Annotated in this window: 11 protein-coding genes; 8 read left to right on the forward strand and 3 right to left on the reverse strand. The window is 70.4% G+C overall.

Annotated elements, in window-relative coordinates:
• Positions 1-119: 119 nt before the first annotated feature.
• From CKY28_RS01690 to CKY28_RS01700, 3 genes are all read right to left on the reverse strand, one after another.
• A complete protein-coding gene (locus tag CKY28_RS01690) occupies positions 120-614 on the reverse strand; it encodes a hypothetical protein (RefSeq protein WP_176472916.1) in 495 nt (164 codons plus the stop codon).
• Positions 615-793: 179 nt separating this feature from the next.
• Positions 794-2,224 carry an AMP nucleosidase gene (locus CKY28_RS01695; protein WP_095996595.1) on the reverse strand — a complete coding sequence of 477 codons (1,431 nt, stop codon included), beginning with the start codon at positions 2,222-2,224 and terminating at the stop codon, positions 794-796.
• Positions 2,225-2,452: 228 nt separating this feature from the next.
• The gene (locus CKY28_RS01700) at positions 2,453-2,932 is read right to left on the reverse strand and encodes a peroxiredoxin (RefSeq protein WP_095996891.1); all 480 of its coding nucleotides are present in this window, start codon (positions 2,930-2,932) and stop codon (positions 2,453-2,455) included.
• Positions 2,933-3,030: 98 nt separating this feature from the next.
• Between CKY28_RS01700 and CKY28_RS01705 the strand changes: the two genes are divergently transcribed.
• From CKY28_RS01705 to addB, 8 genes are all read left to right on the forward strand, one after another.
• Positions 3,031-3,591, forward strand: coding sequence for a YqgE/AlgH family protein (locus tag CKY28_RS01705; RefSeq protein ID WP_095996596.1), 561 nt, complete (start codon positions 3,031-3,033; stop codon positions 3,589-3,591).
• Between the two features lie 194 nt (positions 3,592-3,785).
• Entirely contained in the window at positions 3,786-5,207 is a 1,422-nt protein-coding gene (ahcY, locus tag CKY28_RS01710; protein ID WP_095996597.1) for an adenosylhomocysteinase, read from the forward strand.
• Between the two features lie 216 nt (positions 5,208-5,423).
• Complete coding sequence (locus CKY28_RS01715) at positions 5,424-8,768, forward strand: TonB-dependent receptor domain-containing protein (protein ID WP_095996598.1); 3,345 nt, start codon at positions 5,424-5,426, stop codon at positions 8,766-8,768.
• 116 nt (positions 8,769-8,884) lie between these two features.
• A complete protein-coding gene (locus tag CKY28_RS01720) occupies positions 8,885-11,227 on the forward strand; it encodes a sensor histidine kinase (RefSeq protein ID WP_245841494.1) in 2,343 nt (780 codons plus the stop codon).
• 115 nt (positions 11,228-11,342) lie between these two features.
• Positions 11,343-11,783, forward strand: a complete 441-nt coding sequence (gene tsaE, locus CKY28_RS01725) for a tRNA (adenosine(37)-N6)-threonylcarbamoyltransferase complex ATPase subunit type 1 TsaE (protein WP_245841547.1) — start codon at positions 11,343-11,345, stop codon at positions 11,781-11,783.
• Complete coding sequence (locus CKY28_RS01730) at positions 11,780-12,742, forward strand: aminoglycoside phosphotransferase family protein (protein WP_176472936.1); 963 nt, start codon at positions 11,780-11,782, stop codon at positions 12,740-12,742. The genes tsaE and CKY28_RS01730 overlap by 4 nt, the downstream gene beginning before the upstream one ends.
• Positions 12,739-13,497: a nucleotidyltransferase family protein gene (locus tag CKY28_RS01735; protein WP_095996601.1), complete on the forward strand. Its 759-nt coding sequence runs from the start codon at positions 12,739-12,741 to the stop codon at positions 13,495-13,497. The genes CKY28_RS01730 and CKY28_RS01735 overlap by 4 nt, the downstream gene beginning before the upstream one ends.
• On the forward strand, positions 13,490-16,459 hold the full coding sequence (gene addB / locus CKY28_RS01740; RefSeq protein WP_095996602.1) for a double-strand break repair protein AddB: 2,970 nt from the start codon (positions 13,490-13,492) through the stop codon (positions 16,457-16,459). The genes CKY28_RS01735 and addB overlap by 8 nt, the downstream gene beginning before the upstream one ends.
• The last annotated feature ends 1 nt before the right edge of the window (position 16,460 follow it).

A 16,460-nucleotide genomic window follows, 5' to 3' on the forward strand; every position in this document is an offset into this window, starting at 1 on the left:
GCGCCGTGGTGGAGCCGCCCTGAAACAAGTTCAGGACAGGCTTCGTCGGTCGACACGGCTGACTGCAAGGTCAGCCGGTCGCCGGCCGGAGAGCACGCCTTTCCTCGCCTAAGCGCGGCTTAGGCCTTGGGCGTGCTCTCGGGGATCATGCTCTCATCCGCGATCATCGCCTCCATCTGCCCGGACGAGTCCGTCCCGTCCGGTTGATGCGCCTTCGCGCTCGTGTCGTTGGCGGGGACGGCGTTGCGCTTGGGCGTGGAGCCGCGCAGCGACAGGAGCGCTGCGGCGGCCGCGCCCGCGACGGCAAGGCCGCCCGCGATCAGGCCTACATTGCGCTTGCCGCCGACCGAGTCCGCCGCCTTGTTCAGCGTCTGGCGCGCGCGGTCGGTACGCGACGAGGATTTGGCCGCGTCGCTCTTCGGGGCGGACTTGCGCTCCGGAGCCTTGCGGGTCGCGGCGGGCTTCTTCGGGGCGGCGGTGGAGGGTCGCGACGCACGCTTGGCGGCGGGTTTGGACGGGGTCTCGTTCTTCGGCGCAGCTTTACGCGGCGGACGGCGGCGCGGGGCGGGCTTGTTTTCGGCGGGCGCGGGGGTGTCGTTGGTCTCGTCGGCCATATGGCTTCTCCCTGTTCCGGTTCGGTAGCGTAACGCATCGGTCACGAGTCGTTTCCCCGCGGTCGATAGCTGTACACCGATGGCGGTGGGGCGGTGCGGGTGGACAACGCATCCCGTCGCTCCCCCTCCACCAGCTACGCTGGTCCCCCTCCCCCGCTGCGAGCGGGGGAGGAACGCGGTCATCTGAATGGCGGTTCGTCGAAGGCGCGGAGCTTGCGACTGTGGAGCTTGGGGCCCTCCTGACGTAGCTGTTCGCAGGCTTCGATGCCGATGCGCATGTGCTCGCTGATCGCGCGTTCGTAGAAGCGGTTGGCCTGGCCGGGCAGCTTGAGCTCGCCATGGAGCGGCTTGTCGGAGACGCACAGCAGCGTGCCGTAGGGGACGCGGAAGCGGTAGCCCTGGGCGGCGATGGTGGCGGACTCCATGTCGATGCCGACCGCGCGGCTGAGCGAGAAGCGCAGCGCCGAGCGGGAGTAGCGGAGCTCCCAGTTGCGGTCGTCGGTGGTGACGATGGTGCCGGTGCGGAGCCGCCGCTTGAGCTCTTCGCCCGACTGGCCCGACACCGTCTCGGCGGCGCGGGCGAGCGCGAGCTGGACCTCGGCGATGGCGGGCACGGGGATCTCAGGCGGGAGCACGTCGTCGAGGATGTGGTCGTCGCGCAGGTACGCGTGCGCGAGGACGTAGTCGCCGATGCGCTGCGAGGGCCTCAAGCCCCCGCAGTGGCCGATCATCAGCCAGGCCTCGGGCCGCATCACAGCCAAGTGGTCGCAGATCGTCTTGGCGTTGGCGGGGCCGACGCCGATGTTGACGAGCGTGATGCCGGTACGGTCGGGCGCGATTAGGTGCCAGGCGGGCATCTGATGCCGCCGCCATGCGCCGTCGCTGACGAGCCGTTCCAGCTCGTCCGCGCTCTCGATGACGATGTTGCCTGCGCCGGAGAGCGCGGTGAAGCGGCTGCCGTTCCCGAGCTGGCTGCCCGCCCAGCGGACGAACTCGTCGACGTAGCGGTGATAGTTGGTGAACAGCACGAAGCGCTGCGTGTGCTCGGGCGGCGTGCCGGTATAGTGGCGCAGGCGCGCGAGCGAGAAGTCGGTGCGGAGCGCGTCGAACAGCGCGAGCGGGCGCCAAGCGGTGGCGAAGTAGAGGCCGTCCGCAACTTCGTCGCCGATATGCGCGAGCTCGGTCGCGGGAAAGAAGCGCGCGAGCTCGGCTGCGCTGACGGCGTCTAGGCTGAGCGCGTGGCCGGGATCGAGAACGTAGGGGAAGGGGATCTCCTGACGCCCCGGCACGGCTTCGACGCGGACGCCGTAATCCTCGATCAACAGCGTGAGCTGTTCGATGAGGTAGTCGGAGAACAGCGCGGGCTTGGTGACGCTGATGCGGTACTCGCCCGGCGAGACCAGCCGGCCGAAGGAGCGCATGGGCGTGGGCCGGTCGACGTGGCCGGCATAGGTCAGGCGGATCTCGGGATAGGCGAAGCTGCCGTCCTGCCGCGACTCGGGCGCGGGCGGCGTGCCATCGACCAGGTAAGCGGTGAGCGCCGCCTTCAGGCGCTCCACGGACGCGGCGTAGAGGTGGTCGAGCTCGGCGACGATGTCGGATGCAGTCATCCGGGGCCGTTAAGGCGTGCGGGGGACGAGGGCAAGACGTGCGGGCGAATACCGCCGCTCTCATGATCTCAGCCGTCACCCCGAACTTGTTCCGGGGTCCATCGTCGGCTGCGCGCACCGGCAACGAGCTTGGGGCGACCGATTGTGCGTTCCCGGCGAGCGGATCGCCCGCACACCGATGGACCTCGGAACAAGTCCGGGGTGACGGGTGGGAGGTAAAAGGCCGGATCAGGCCATGTTGGCCAGCAGATGGTCCGCCGAGCTCACCTTGAACTCGCCGGGCGCGTCCACGTGCACCTGCTCGACCACGCCGTCGTTGACGAGCATGGCGTAGCGGCGGCTGCGCGTGCCCATGCCGAACTTGGACGCGTCGGCGGAGAGGCCCAGCGCCTCCGCGAAATGGCCGTTGCCGTCGGCGAGCATCGTCACGCCCTCCGCCTGCGCCTGGCGGCCCCAGGCGTCCATCACGAATGCGTCGTTGACCGCGGTGCAGGCGACCTCGTCGACGCCCTTGGCCTTGAGCTCGCCCATGCGGTTCACGAAGCTCGGCAGGTGCGCGGCGGAGCACGTAGGCGTGAACGCGCCCGGCACCGCGAACAGCGCGACGCGGCGGCCGCGGAAATACGCCTCGGTGTCGACGGCGTCGGGGCCGTTCGGGGTCACCTTGACGAGGCTGGCCTTGGGAAGACGATCGCCGACGCTGATCATGGTCGCTTGCTCCTTTTTTGCGTTTCGCGCGTCCACTCGTTCAAGGAACGCGACATTTCAAGCGTGTACCGATCGGACGGAGGCGGTAGGCTGGCGCAATGGACACGGCGCGCTTCCTCACCGGGCAATTCCTGCTCGCGATGCCCGGCATCGGCGATCCCCGTTTCGAACGCGCGGTGATCGCGATGTGCGCGCATGACGAGAACGGCGCGGTGGGCGTCGGACTCGGCGCGGTGGTCGATGGGCTGGGCTTCCACGACCTGCTCGAGCAGCTGGAGATCGAACCGGGCGATACGCCGGACGCACCCGTCCATTTCGGCGGGCCGGTGGAGACGCGGCGCGGCTTCGTGCTGCACACGCGCGACTGGTCGGGACAGGACACGATCGACGTCGCCGGGCGCTGGGCGCTGTCGGGCACGGTGGACGTGCTGCGCGCCATCGCGGAAGGCGACGGGCCGAGGCGCTGGGTCATCGCGCTGGGCTATGCCGGATGGGGCTCGGGGCAGCTGGAGGCGGAGCTGGCGCGGCCCGGCTGGCTGAACGTCGAGGGCGCGACCGACCTGATCTACGCGACGCCCGCCGAGCGACGCTGGGCGGCGGGGCTGGCGATGGCGGGGGTGGACGCGCGGCTGCTGGTGGGCGGGGCGGGGACGGCTTAGGCTTGGAGAGCGCGCCGCAGCGGAGCCGCGTCGTCGGACGGTTCGGCCGAGGCCGACCGCCGGCCGGGCTCGCGCCGGAGCTCATATAAAGATTTCTTTATATTTGCTCTTTGCCGGCGCTCGCCCTATGTGCCGCCCGTGCCGATCGACGGTTCAGGCGTCTTGGTCGGCCCCATCAAATCGGAGTTTCAGACGTGGCAACCGCACTCAAGGCCGAGACCCACGACTACGCCATCAAGGACATTGCGCTCGCCGATTTCGGCCGCGCGGAGATCAAGATCGCCGAGACGGAGATGCCCGGCCTCATGGCGCTTCGCCGCGAGTTCGGCCAGTCCAAGCCGCTGAAGGGCGCGCGCATCACCGGATCGCTGCACATGACGATCCAGACCGCGGTGCTGATCGAGACGCTAGTCGAGCTGGGCGCGGACGTGCGCTGGGCCACCTGCAACATCTTCTCGACGCAGGACCACGCCGCCGCCGCGATCGCCGCGGCCGGCATCCCCGTCTTCGCCATCAAGGGCGAGACGCTGGCGGATTACTGGGACTATGTCGGCGAGATCTTCGACTGGGACCAGGACGGCTCGGGCACGACCGCCAATATCATCCTGGACGACGGCGGCGACGCGACCATGTTCGCGCTCTGGGGCGCGAAGCTGGAGCGCGGCGAGAGCTTCGGCGAGCCGGAAAACGACGAGGAGGTCGAGTTCCAGCGCGCGCTCAAGGCGTTCATCCAGCGCAAGCCCGGCTACCTGACTGAGACCGTCAAGAACCTGCGCGGCGTGTCCGAAGAGACCACGACCGGCGTGCACCGCCTGTACGAGATCGCCAAGAAGGGCGAGCTGCCCTTCCCGGCGATCAACGTCAACGACAGCGTCACCAAGTCGAAGTTCGACAACCTTTACGGCTGCAAGGAGTCGCTGGTCGACGCGATCCGCCGCGCCACCGACGTGATGCTGGCCGGCAAGGTCGCCTGCGTGGCGGGCTTCGGCGACGTGGGCAAGGGCTCCGCGGCGTCGCTCCGTAACGGCGGCGCGCGCGTGCTCGTGACGGAGATCGACCCGATCTGCGCGCTGCAAGCGGCGATGGAGGGCTATGAGGTGGTGACGATGGAGGAGGCGGTGAGCCGCGCCGACATCTTCTGCACCGCCACCGGCAACGCGGACGTCATCACCGCCGACCATATGCGCGCGATGAAGCCGATGAGCATCGTCTGCAACATCGGCCACTTTGACTCTGAGATTCAGATCTCCGCGCTGTCCAACTACAAGTGGACGGAGGTGAAGCCCGGCACCGACCTGGTCGAGTTCCCCGACGGCAAGCAGATCATCGTGCTCGCCAAGGGCCGGCTCGTGAACCTGGGCTGCGCGACGGGCCACCCGAGCTTCGTGATGTCCTCGTCCTTCACCAACCAGGTGCTGGCGCAGATCGAGCTGTTCACCAAGGGCGACAAGTACAAGAACGAGGTTTACGTCCTCCCCAAGCACCTCGACGAGAAGGTCGCGGCGCTGCACCTGGAGAAGCTGGGCGTGCACCTGTCCAAGCTGACGCCCAAGCAGGCCGCGTATATCGGCGTGCCGGTCGAGGGGCCGTTCAAGCCGGACCATTACCGCTACTGATCGGTTCCGGCCGGTCGCTCAGGAAGGGCCGCTCCCGGCGACGGGAGCGGCCTTTTTCGTGACGGGTACGGCTTGACAGCGTCATCGGATTGTCACCTCTTGTGCATCGCGGCGGAACTCCCGGCGAGAGGGGAGGCGCGCGCGGGAGGGGAGGCGGTCGTCGTGCATGCGCGGCGGAACCGCCGGACCGTGCGGAATCGTGAAGGGGGATCGCGAATGACCATCGCTAAGAGCTTCAATAGAGTGACGTTGCTGACCGGGAGCGCGGTCGCGCTCGCCTGGGCCGTTCCAGGCGCGGCGCAGACGCAGGACGTACCCGTCGGCACCGCCGCCGCGGGCGGTCAGGGCGAGACGGTGCTCGACCCCGAGCCGCAGACGACCGAGGACGTGGTGGTCACCGGCACCCGCCTCGCCCGCGACCCGAACGAGGTGGCGCCCTCGCCCATCAGCACGGTGACCGCCGCCGACATACGCTCGACCGGCCAGGTCGACGCGTCCGAGACGTTGCGTGAAATTCCCGCGCTGTCCAACTCGATCACGATCGGCGACTCGCTGGAGCGCGACGTCGGGACCAATCTCGGCGTGGCCTCGCTGGACCTGCGCGGGCTGGGCGTGGACCGCACGCTCGTCGTGGTGAACGGGCGCCGGCACGTGGCCGGCGTGCCGGGGTCGCAAGCGGTGGACATCTCCACCATCCCCAACATCCTGATCGACCGCGTGGAGGTCCTGACCGGTGGTGCGTCGGCGGTCTACGGTGCCGACGCGGTGACGGGCGTGGTCAACTTCGTCCTGAAGCGTGATTTCGAGGGGCTCGATCTCAACGTCACCCAGGGTATCTCCGATGAGGGCGATGGGCGCCAGTTCACGCTGGACGCGGCGATCGGCAAGAACTTCGACGAGGGCCGGGGCAACATCACGCTCGCGGGCAGCTACACGACGAGCGACGAACTCCAATACGGCGATCGGCCTTACACGGCGAACAACGCGCGGGCCAATGTCGGCCAGACCTATCCGAACCCGGCATTGCGTTTCCAGCGGGGCGACATCACCGGCGCGACGCCGAACTTCGCGCGCCTTTACCAGCTCGGCAACTTCGACGAGGACGGCAACCAGTACTTTCCCTACGGGTATCGGATCCCCTCCGCGGCGGCTTTCTCCACCGAGTATCAGCGCCTGTTCGGGACCGCGCCCTCGCTGACCTCGGCGGAGCAGGCGCTCATTGCGCGCACCCAGGGTGCGCCGTCGCTGGCCTTCCAGTCGTTCCCGTCTTTCGCGATCTCGTCCACCGCCGGCCTGATCGCGCGCGACGATTACCAGGGCTTCATCTACGACGCGAACCGGAACGGCGTGCAGGACTGCGACGAGTCTTTCATCGGCGTGACCACCGTGCCGAATTTCTTCGGCGGCTGCTACGTATCGACGCCCGGCGGGGGCGTGAAGATCTTCGAGGACGGCCTGATCGCGTCGGGGTCGAACCAATTCGGCGGTGACGGCGCCGCCGAGCGGTTCAGCGCCCAGTCGCTGCTGCCGCGCAACATGCGCGTGAACGTCAACTTGCTGACCCAGTACGAGTATTCGGATGCGCTGACGCTCTTCGCCGAAGGCAAGTACGTCCGCACGGAGACGCGCTCGCAGAACCCGTACAACACCTTCTACGACTCGCTTTATATCGCCCCGGACAATCCGTTCATTCCCGCCGTGCTGCGCGCGGACGCGGTGGAGGCGGGCGGCCTCCGCGTGTCGCGCGACTTCACCGATCTGGGCCCCGGCTTTACCGAGGCGGTGCGCGACACCTATCGGATCGTCGGCGGCGCCCGGGGCGCGATCACGCCCGAGCTCAGCTACGAGGTCGCGACCAACTACGGCCGTACCGACTCGGCGGTGACCTTCAGCAATTCGGTGCTGTACGACAGGTTGTTCGCCGCGATCGACGTGGTGCAGGGTCCGAACGGCCCGCGTTGCCGGTCCGACACCGACCCGACACCTTACCGCGGTTCGGAGTTCTTCCCCTTCATCGAGGGCGGGTTCTTCACCTTCCGGCCGGGCGACGGTCAGTGCGCGCCGGTATCGCTGTTCAACGGGTCGAATTCCGTCAGCCAGGCGGGCGTCGACTTCATCACTGCGCCCACCACGACGCGGGCGCGTGTCGAGCAGTTCGTCGCGTCCGCCAGCCTCGTCGGCAATACGGGAGCTTTCTTCAATCTGCCGGGGGGCGCGGTCCAGTTCGCGTTGGGCGGCGAATACCGCGAAGAGAGCAGCCGGACGCGCTTCGACCCGCTCGACCTGGGCCTCCTTCCGTCGGGTTCTCCGGCGGGGCCGGCCGGCACCTTCATCGGCGACCTCAGCTCGAACCAGGCGCTCACCTTCGATGCGCAGACCCGCATCTTCAACTCGGGCGGCGCATACGACGTGAAGGAGGTGTACGGCGAGATTCGGCTGCCGCTGGCGAAGGGTCGTCCTTTCTTCGAGCAGTTGGAGCTGAGCGGCGCGGCGCGCTATTCCGATTACTCCACGGTGGGCGGAACCTTCACCTGGAACGTCAACGGCGTGTACGCGCCGATCAGCGACATCAGGCTGCGCGGCACCTACGCGCAGGCGATCCGCGCACCCAACATCGCCGAATTGTTCAACCCGCAGCAGGGAACGGTATTCCGTCCCGCAGACCCGTGCGACGCGGCGCAGATCGCGAGCGCCCCCGATCCCGCACGACGCCAAGCGAACTGCCAAGCCGACGGTCTCCCCATCGGCTTCGAAGATCCGCTCTCCGCACGCTTCTCGGGAACGACGGGCGGCAACCCGGACCTCCGGGAGGAGACGGCCAAGACCTACACTTTCGGCGGCGTCCTCGCGCCCCGCTTCATCCCGGGGCTGGTGATCAGCGCCGACTATTACAACATCGAGATTGAGGACGCGATCAACGCGGTCAGCGCGCAGGACATCGTCGACAGCTGCTACGACGCCGCGACGATCGAGAACCAGTATTGCGACCTGTTCACGCGCAACCGCAACCCGGCGTCGCCGACGTTCCTGGGACTGAACTTCCTGCGGCAGACGCAGCTGAACTTCGGACGCATCGAGACGTCGGGCATCGACGCCACGATCAGCTACCAGTTCCGCTTGGGCGAGAACCGCTTCCAGCTGCGCGCGACGGGTAATTGGACGGAGAAGTTGAACTTCTTCTTCGATCCCGGCGACCCCACCGCCAACGACCCCGAGCTGGGCGAGCAGGGACGGCCGGAGTTCGGCGCCGTGGGCTCGGTTAACTGGCAGCGTGGGCCGTTCTCGCTGGGCTACCGCGTCCAGTATATCGACGGACAGACGATCGGCGGCGTGGAGATCGAGACGGCGGACCGCGTGGCGGGACCCGCCGGCTTTGTCGACGAGTTGTTCGTCCACGACGTGTCGTTCAACTTCGACCTGAACGACCGGTTCTCGCTCTATGGCGGCGTCAACAACGTGACGGACGTGGACCCGTACCGGACCAACACCTCCTATCCTGTGAGCCCGCTGGGGCGATTCCCGTTCCTGGGCGTGCGGGTGAAGACGGGTCCGCTGTTCTGATTTGAACGCCGCGGTGGCGGGCCGGCCCTCCGGGACATCGGAGGACCGGCCCGTCATTCGGGGTTCACGGCGCGGCTTCCCTTCGGCTAGGCTGGTGCGATGCTCGGGGGCGGTTCTTGGAAGGGGTGACGGGCGCGACGCTCGCGGTCGTCGGCGCGGTGCTGTTCGTGCTGGTGGCGGGCGCGGGGGGGTGCGCGTTCTTGGGGCTGCGCGCGCGCGGCGAGGCGCGCGACGCGTTGCGCGAGAATGCGCGCCTCCACGCGCTGCTGTCGGGCGCGCCGGCGCTGGCCGCGACGGTCAGGCCCGACGGGCGCGTCGAGATGCCCCGGCGCATGGCGGACTGGCTCGGGCTCGCCCAAATTCCTGAGTTCCTGACCGACCTCGACCCGGAGCTGGAGCCCGCGGACGCCAAAGGATTGGCGGGCGACGTGCAGGCGGCGAGGCTGGCGGGGCGGAGCTTCACGCGCGCGGTCAGGCCCGTCGGCGCGCAACGGACGCTGACGCTCAAGGGCATGCGCTCGTCGGGCGAGCTGGGCGAGGGCAACGTCATCCTCTGGGCGTTCGACGCTACGGAGAGCGAGGCGGAGATCACGCGTCTGCGGCGCGACGTGGGCGAGCTCGGCGGCGCGTTCGACGCCATGACGGGGCTGATCGAGGCGGCGCCGCTGCCCATGTGGTACCGCGACCGCGACCTGAAGCTGGCCATCGTCAACTCGGCCTATGTGGACGCCGTCGAGGGCAAGGACGCGGCCGACGTGGTGGCGCGCGGGATCGAGTTGGTCGAGACTACGGGCGCGGGCGGGCCTTTAGGCGGGGCCGCGGCGGCGCGGGAGAGCGGGCGGCCGCAGACGCAGGTGCTGCCCGCCACCATCGCGGGCGCCAGGCGCGCTCTCCGGCTGTTCGACGTGCCGCTGCACACCGGCGGCGTCGCGGGCTTCGCGATCGACATCACCGAGCTGGAGGAGGCGCGCTCCGCGTCCAAGCGCTTCGCCGAGGCGCAGCGCGCGATGCTCGACCGGCTCTCCGCCGGCGTGGCGCAGTTCGGCGCGGACCGTGGCCTCGTCTTCTGCAACCAGCCCTTCCGGCGCATGTTCGCGATGCGCACCGAGTGGCTCGCCGACCGGCCCGAGTTCGACCGCGTGCTCGAGCGCATGCGCGAGGCGAACCGCCTGCCCGAGGTGCGCGACTTCCCGGGCTGGAAGGCCGAACGGCGCGAGTGGTTCACCGCGACGGACGGCGCGGCCGAGGAGGCGTGGCACCTGTCGGGCGGCACGCACCTGCGCGTGGTGGCGCAGCCGCTGCCCGATGGGGGACTGCTGCTCATCTTCGAGGACCGGACGGAGCAGGTGCAGCTGGCGAGCGCGCGCGACACGCTGCTGCGCGTGCGCACCGCGACGTTCGACAACCTGTTCGAGGCGATCGGCGTGTTCGGCTCCGACGGCCGGCTGCAGTTGTGGAACAACCGCTTTCGCGCGCTGTGGGGCTTCGAGGAGGAGTTCCTGGCGGGGCACCCCCGCGTCGACGCTTTCGCCGCCGAGGCCGCGCCCAGGCTCGCGACGCCGAACCGCGCGGCGCTGATCGGCGAGTTGGTGCGCTCGGCCACCGTCGAGCGGCAGCAGCGCGGCGGGCGCGTGGCGTTCGCGGACGGCCGGCACTTCGAGTTCGCCGCCGTGCCGCTACCCGACGGCAACGCGCTGTTCACGATGCTGGACATCACCGACAGCCGCAAGATCGAGCGGGCCCTGCGCGAGCGCGCGGAGGCGCTGGAGGCGGCGGACAAGGTCAAGACGGCGTTCGTCGCCAACATGAGCTACGAGCTGCGCACGCCGCTGACGTCGATCAGCGGCTTCGCGGAGATGCTGCACTCCGGCTATGCGGGCGAGCTGTCGAGCCAAGGCTCGGCCTATGTCGAAGCGATCCTCGACTCGGTCGAGCGGCTGGGGCTGCTGATCGACGACGTGCTCGACCTGACGCAGGGGGCGACGGCGGACGGGGCGATGGAGCGCGGCGACGTCGACCTCGCCTCCGTCACGCGCGCAGCGGCCGAGACGGTGCTGCCGGCCGCCAAGCGCCGCAAGCTCGACTTCGCGGTCGAGGTGGCGCGCTCGACGGGGCGCGTGACGGGCGACGCCAAGCGGTTGCGCGAGGTGGTCGAGCACCTGCTCCGCCACGCGGTCGCCGCCACGCCGGAGGGCGGGCGCGTCCTGCTCCACGCCGACGGCAACGCGACGAGCGCGCGAATCGTGGTGTCGGACAACGGCCCGGGCATGGATGAGGGTGCGCAGGCACAGGCGTTTCAGCGCTTCGCCGAGCCCGGCATCCAGCCGAGCGGCGAGCGCGCGCTGGGCCTGGGGCTCCCGCTCGCCAAGCAGTTCGTGGAAGCGCATGGCGGGCGCATCGAGCTGGTCAGCGAGGTGGGCGAGGGGACGCTCGTCACGGTGGAGCTGCCGAGAAGGTGAGCCACATTCTCCCTCTCCCCGCAGAGCGGGGAGAGGGCAGGGGAGAGGGGCCGAGCGCCGCCGTCTCGACACTGCCCCTCTCCCCGACCCTCTCCCCGGAGGGAAGAGGGAGGTGCTGAGATTAGCGGATGCGCCCGCGACCGAGGCGGTCGGAGCGGAACTGGCGCTGAAGCTCCGTCCCGGTGATGTGGTCGCGCTGTCCGGACCGCTCGGCGCGGGCAAGACTTCGATCGCGCGCGGGCTGTTGGCCGCGCTGGGGCTGGAAGGGGAGGCGCCGTCGCCGTCGTTCGCGATCGTGCAGCCCTATGGCCCGCCGGAGGTGCGGCTGCCGGTGCTGCACGTCGACCTGTACCGGCTCGACGATCCGGACGAGGTGGAGGAGCTTGGGCTCGACGATGCGCTGGGCGACTCCGTGCTCGTCGTGGAATGGCCGGAGCGCGCGGGCCCGGACCGCTGGCCCGACGCGCTGCGCCTCACGCTCTCGATCGAACCGGACGGCGCACGCGCCTTGACTTGGGATGCGCCCGCGGCATGGGAAGGCCGATGGTCGACATGACGCCGCCTGCGGGCGCGGACGAGTTTCTGGGACGGGCGGGATGGAGCGGGGCTGAGGTGCTGCCGCTCGCCGGCGACGCCTCTTTCCGCCGATATTTCCGCGTGAAGCGCGGCGACGCGTCCGCCGTTCTGATGGACGCGCCGCCGCCGCACGAGGACCCGCGGCCGTTCCTGTCGGTGGGCGAGTGGCTGGGCGAGCGCGGCTTCGGCGCGCCGCGCATTCTCGCGTCCGACCTGGGCCAGGGTCTAGTGCTGCTGGAGGACTTCGGCGACCGGCGCATGCGCGAGACGGTGGACGCCGAGCCGGGCCGCATGACGCCGCTCTACGAGGCGGCGGTGGACGTGCTCGTCGACCTGCACAAGCACCCGGCCGGACCCCTGGAGCCGTACGACCGCGACGTGCTGCACCGCGAGGCGGCGTTGCTGACCGAGTGGTACTGCCCGGCGGTGGGTCTGGACGTCGACGTCGAGGGCTATCGCGCCGCGTGGGACAGCGTCTTCGAGCACGCGCTGACGCCCGAGCCGGTGACGGTGCTGCGCGACTATCATGCCGAGAACCTGATGCTCGTCGACGACAGGCTCGGGCTGCTCGACTTTCAGGACGCGCTCGCCGGGCATCCGGCCTACGACCTCGTCTCCTTGCTGCAGGACGCCAGGCGCGACGTGGATCCGGGGCTGGAGGAGCTGATGCTCCGCCGCTACCGCGACGCCACCGGCGCGGGCGACGCGTTCATGCGCGCCTACCATGTGCTCGGCGCGCAGCGGAACGCGAAGATCGTCGGCATCTTCACGCGGCTGTGGAAGCGCGACGGCAAGCCGCGCTACCCGACGCTGCTGCCGCGCGTCTGGGGCTATCTGGAGCGCGACCTCCAGCAAGAGGTGCTCGGCCCCGTGACGCGCTGGTTCGACGCGAATTTGCCTCCCGAGATGCGCGGCGATCCGGTGGCGCTGGCGCGATGAGGAGGGCGGCGCTCGCGCTGAGGCCGCAGCCGTCGGCGCCCGTGCCGCGCACCGCGATGGTGATGGCGGCGGGCCTGGGCAAGCGCATGCGCCCGCTCACCGCCACGCGGCCCAAGCCCCTGATCGAGGTCGCGGGCAAGGCGCTGATCGACCATGTCTTCGACCGGCTGCGCGCGGCGGGCGTCGAGCGTGCGGTGGTCAACGTCCATTATCTCGCCGACGCGCTGGAGGCGCACCTCGCGCGCTACGCGTCCGACATCGAGATCATTGTCTCCGACGAGCGCGAGCGCCTGCTGGAGACGGGCGGCGGGCTGGTGAAGGCGCGCCACCTGCTGGGCGACGAGCCGATCCTAGTGGTGAACTCGGACAATCTCTGGGTCGACGGGCCGGTGGACGCGATCCGGCTGCTGGCGGATCGCTGGGACGGCGACGTGATGGATGCGCTGCTGCTCGTGGTGCCGTTCGCGAGGGCGTACAACCATCCCGGCCGCGGCGACTTCCATATCGGCGGCGACGGGCGGATCGTCGCGCGGCGCAAGCAGGGCCGCGTCGCGCCCTTCGTCTATACGGGCGTGCAGATCCTCGACCCCCGCGTGATCGAGAACCATCCGGACGGGCCGTTCTCGACCAACCTGTTCTGGAACCGCTCGCTCGAGAAGGAGCGGCTCTACGGCGTCGTCCACCAGGGCATGTGGTTCGACGTCGGCTCTCCCAAGGCGATCCCGGCGACGGAGGCGGTGCTCGCCGGTGGCTGAGGCGCGCAAGCCCCGCGTCTACACCATCCCCGCCCACCGGGCGTTCGCCGACTCGCTCGTCGCGGGATTGATGAAGCGGTACGGCGACGAGCCGGGCCGCATCGCGCGCGGGATCATCCTGCTGCCCAACAACCGCTCCGTCCGCGCGATCACGGAAGCGTTCGTACGCGCGAGCGGCGGCGGGCTGCTGCTGCCGCGCATGGTGGCGCTGGGCGATCCGGACATCGGCGAAGGCGTGGGCGCCGCGCTCGACCCCGTCGGCGACGATCCCGTCCCGCCGGCCGTGCCGCCGATGCGGCGGCGCATGATGCTGGCGCGGCTAATCGCGGAGGAGCGGGCGCGGCGCGGCGCGGAGATCGACGCCGGCGAGGCGGTGCGGCTGGCCGGCGAGCTGGCGCGCACGCTCGACCAGATGCGCCTCGAGGAGATCGAGCCCGAGCGCCTGCGCGAACTGGATCTGACGCCCGAGCTGTCGGAGCATTGGCAGCGCTCGCTCGAGCTGTTCGAGGTGATCCTGGACCGCTGGCCCGACGAGCTCGCCAGGCTAGGCATGATCGACCCCGTCGACCGCCGCTCGCGGCTCATCAGCCGCTTATCGGAGCGCTGGGCCGTCGAGCCGCCGGCGGGCTTCGTCTGCGCGGCGGGCGTGACCGACTCGTCGCCCTGCGTGTCGCGGCTGATGCGGTGCGTGGCGTCGATGCGCGACGGCACCGTCGTGTTCGCCGGGCTGGCGACGGCCATGCCGGACGAGGAGTGGGACTCGCTGGGACCGCACGAGCCCGACCCGGACACGGGCCGCGCGCGGCGTTCGATCGAGACGCACCCGCAGTTCGGGCTCAAGGTGCTGCTCGACCGCATGGGCGTGAACCGGGCGGAGGTCGCGACCTGGCCTTACGGATCCGACCACGACGCGAGCGCGGCGCGCGGCAAGGCTATCCAGAACGCGCTGGCACCCGCCGAGGCGACGGGGGCGTGGAGCGCGCTCCGGCCGGAGGAGCGGCGGCTGGCGGGCGTGCGCGCGGCGGAGTTCCCGACGCCCGCCGCCGAGGCGCAGGGGATCGCGCTCGCGATGCGCGAGGTGCTGGAGACGCCGGGGCGCACCGCCGCGCTGGTCACGCCCGATCGCAAGCTCGCGCGGCGCGTGGGCGCGCACCTGAAGCGCTGGGGCGTGGAGGCGGACGACTCCGCCGGGCGACCGCTCGCGATCCTGCCGCCGGGGACGTTCCTGCTGGCGCTGGCGGACGCGGCGGCGCAGCGTTTCCCGCCGCTGTCGCTGCTGACGTTGCTCAAGCACCCGCTCGTCAAGTCGGGCGAGGGTAGGGGCGAGTGGCTGCGCGGGGCGCGGGCGCTCGACCAGGTGCTGCGGGGCCCGCGGCCCGCGCCGGGGCTGGAGGGGATCGACGGGCACTTGCAGGATCCGCTCGCGCCCGACGGCAAGGCGCGCGCGATCGCGATGGACTGGTGGCCGACGGCGCGGACCTGCCTTGAACCGGTCGCGCGGACGTACGGCGACGGGCCGCAGCCGCTGGGCGCGTTCGTGGCGTGCCTGCGCGAGGCGGCGCAGGCGCTGTGCGGCGAGGCGATCTGGGCACGGCCGGAAGGGCGGTGCGCGGCGGAGTTCCTCGCTGACCTCGAGCGGGAGAGCGGGCACGGGCCGCGACTGATCGACCCGCAGGGCGTCGCGCCGTTGCTGCGCACCTTGCTCGACGAGCAGGCGGTGCGGCCGCCGTTCGGCGGTCACCCGCGGCTCGCCATTTACGGGCAGATCGAGGCGCGGCTGCAATCGGCCGACCTGATGATCCTCGGCGGGCTGAACGAGGGCGTATGGCCGGGCATCCCCGCGCCCGACCCCTGGCTCGCACCGCGCATCCGGCAGGAGCTCGGGCTGCCGGGGCTGGAGCGGCGCGTCGGCCTAGCGGCGCATGATTTCGGGCAGGCGCTGGGCGCCCCGCAGGCGCTGATCACGCGGGCCAGGCGCGACGAGAGCGCGCCGACGCTGGCGTCGCGCTTCTGGCTGAGGCTTGAGGCGCTGGCGGGCGAGCGGTTCGAGCGGGCGTACGACCTGGAGGGCTGGGCGGAGGCGATCGACGACCCCGGCGACTTCAAGCCCGCCGACCGACCCGCGCCCTCACCGCCGGCGGACCTGCGTCCCGATCGCATCTCCGTGACCGAGGTGGACCGGCTCAAGGCCGACCCTTACGCCTTCTACGCGCGGCGCGTGCTGGGGCTGAACCCGCTGGAGCCGGTCGACGCCGACCCGTCCGCACGCTGGCGCGGCACGGCGGTGCACCTGATCCTGGAGCAGTGGTTCCGGCACGACCGCGCCGACCCCGCCAAGCTGCCCGAGCGCGCGCGGGCGCTGATGGAGGACGAGCTCACGCATCCGATGATCCGGGCGCTGTGGTCGCCCCGGCTGATGGAGGCGGTCGAGTGGATCGCGTCCACCGTCGCCGAGGCCGCGGCGGAGGGGCGGCGCATCCTGTCCGTCGAGGGTTCGGGCGGGACCGAGATCGCGGGCGTGACGCTGACCGGGCGCTACGACCGCATCGACCGACTGCCCGACGGGAGCCTGGGCGTTATCGACTACAAGACGGGCCAGGCGCCCTCGACCGCGGCGGTCAAGGAGGGCTTCTCCATGCAGCTCGGCATGCTGGGCGTCATCGCCGAGCGGGGCGGGTTCCCGAACGTGGAGGGGCGGGCCAAAGCGTTCGAATATTGGTCGCTGGCGAAGTTCAAGGAGGGTTTCGGGCGCGTGGTCTCGCCGGTGCACCCGTCGGGCGAGCGCGACCGCATCGTCACCGACGAGTTCACGACGCGCGCGGCGGCGCAGTTCGTCGAGGCGGCGCGCAAATGGCTGACGGGCGAGGAGCCGTTCACCGCCAAGCTGGTGCCGGAATACGCGCCCTATGCGGAGTACGACCAGCTCATGCGCCGCGACGAGTGGTACGGGCGGGTGGAGTAGC

This window comes from Sphingomonas lenta, assembly GCF_002288825.1.
Classification (GTDB): Bacteria; Pseudomonadota; Alphaproteobacteria; order Sphingomonadales; family Sphingomonadaceae; genus Sphingomonas; species Sphingomonas lenta.

What these genes read in the sequence shown, in the direction of transcription:
- CKY28_RS01700 (WP_095996891.1), bottom strand. Translation starts at nt 2,932, where the DNA reads ATGATCAGCGTCGGCGATCGTCTTCCCAAGGCCAGCCTCGTCAAGGTG.
- CKY28_RS01715 (WP_095996598.1), top strand. Translation starts at nt 5,424, where the DNA reads ATGACCATCGCTAAGAGCTTCAATAGAGTGACGTTGCTGACCGGGAGC.
- CKY28_RS01705 (WP_095996596.1), top strand. Translation starts at nt 3,031, where the DNA reads ATGGACACGGCGCGCTTCCTCACCGGGCAATTCCTGCTCGCGATGCCC.
- CKY28_RS01735 (WP_095996601.1), top strand. Translation starts at nt 12,739, where the DNA reads ATGAGGAGGGCGGCGCTCGCGCTGAGGCCGCAGCCGTCGGCGCCCGTG.
- CKY28_RS01690 (WP_176472916.1), bottom strand. Translation starts at nt 614, where the DNA reads ATGGCCGACGAGACCAACGACACCCCCGCGCCCGCCGAAAACAAGCCC.
- CKY28_RS01695 (WP_095996595.1), bottom strand. Translation starts at nt 2,224, where the DNA reads ATGACTGCATCCGACATCGTCGCCGAGCTCGACCACCTCTACGCCGCG.
- CKY28_RS01730 (WP_176472936.1), top strand. Translation starts at nt 11,780, where the DNA reads ATGACGCCGCCTGCGGGCGCGGACGAGTTTCTGGGACGGGCGGGATGG.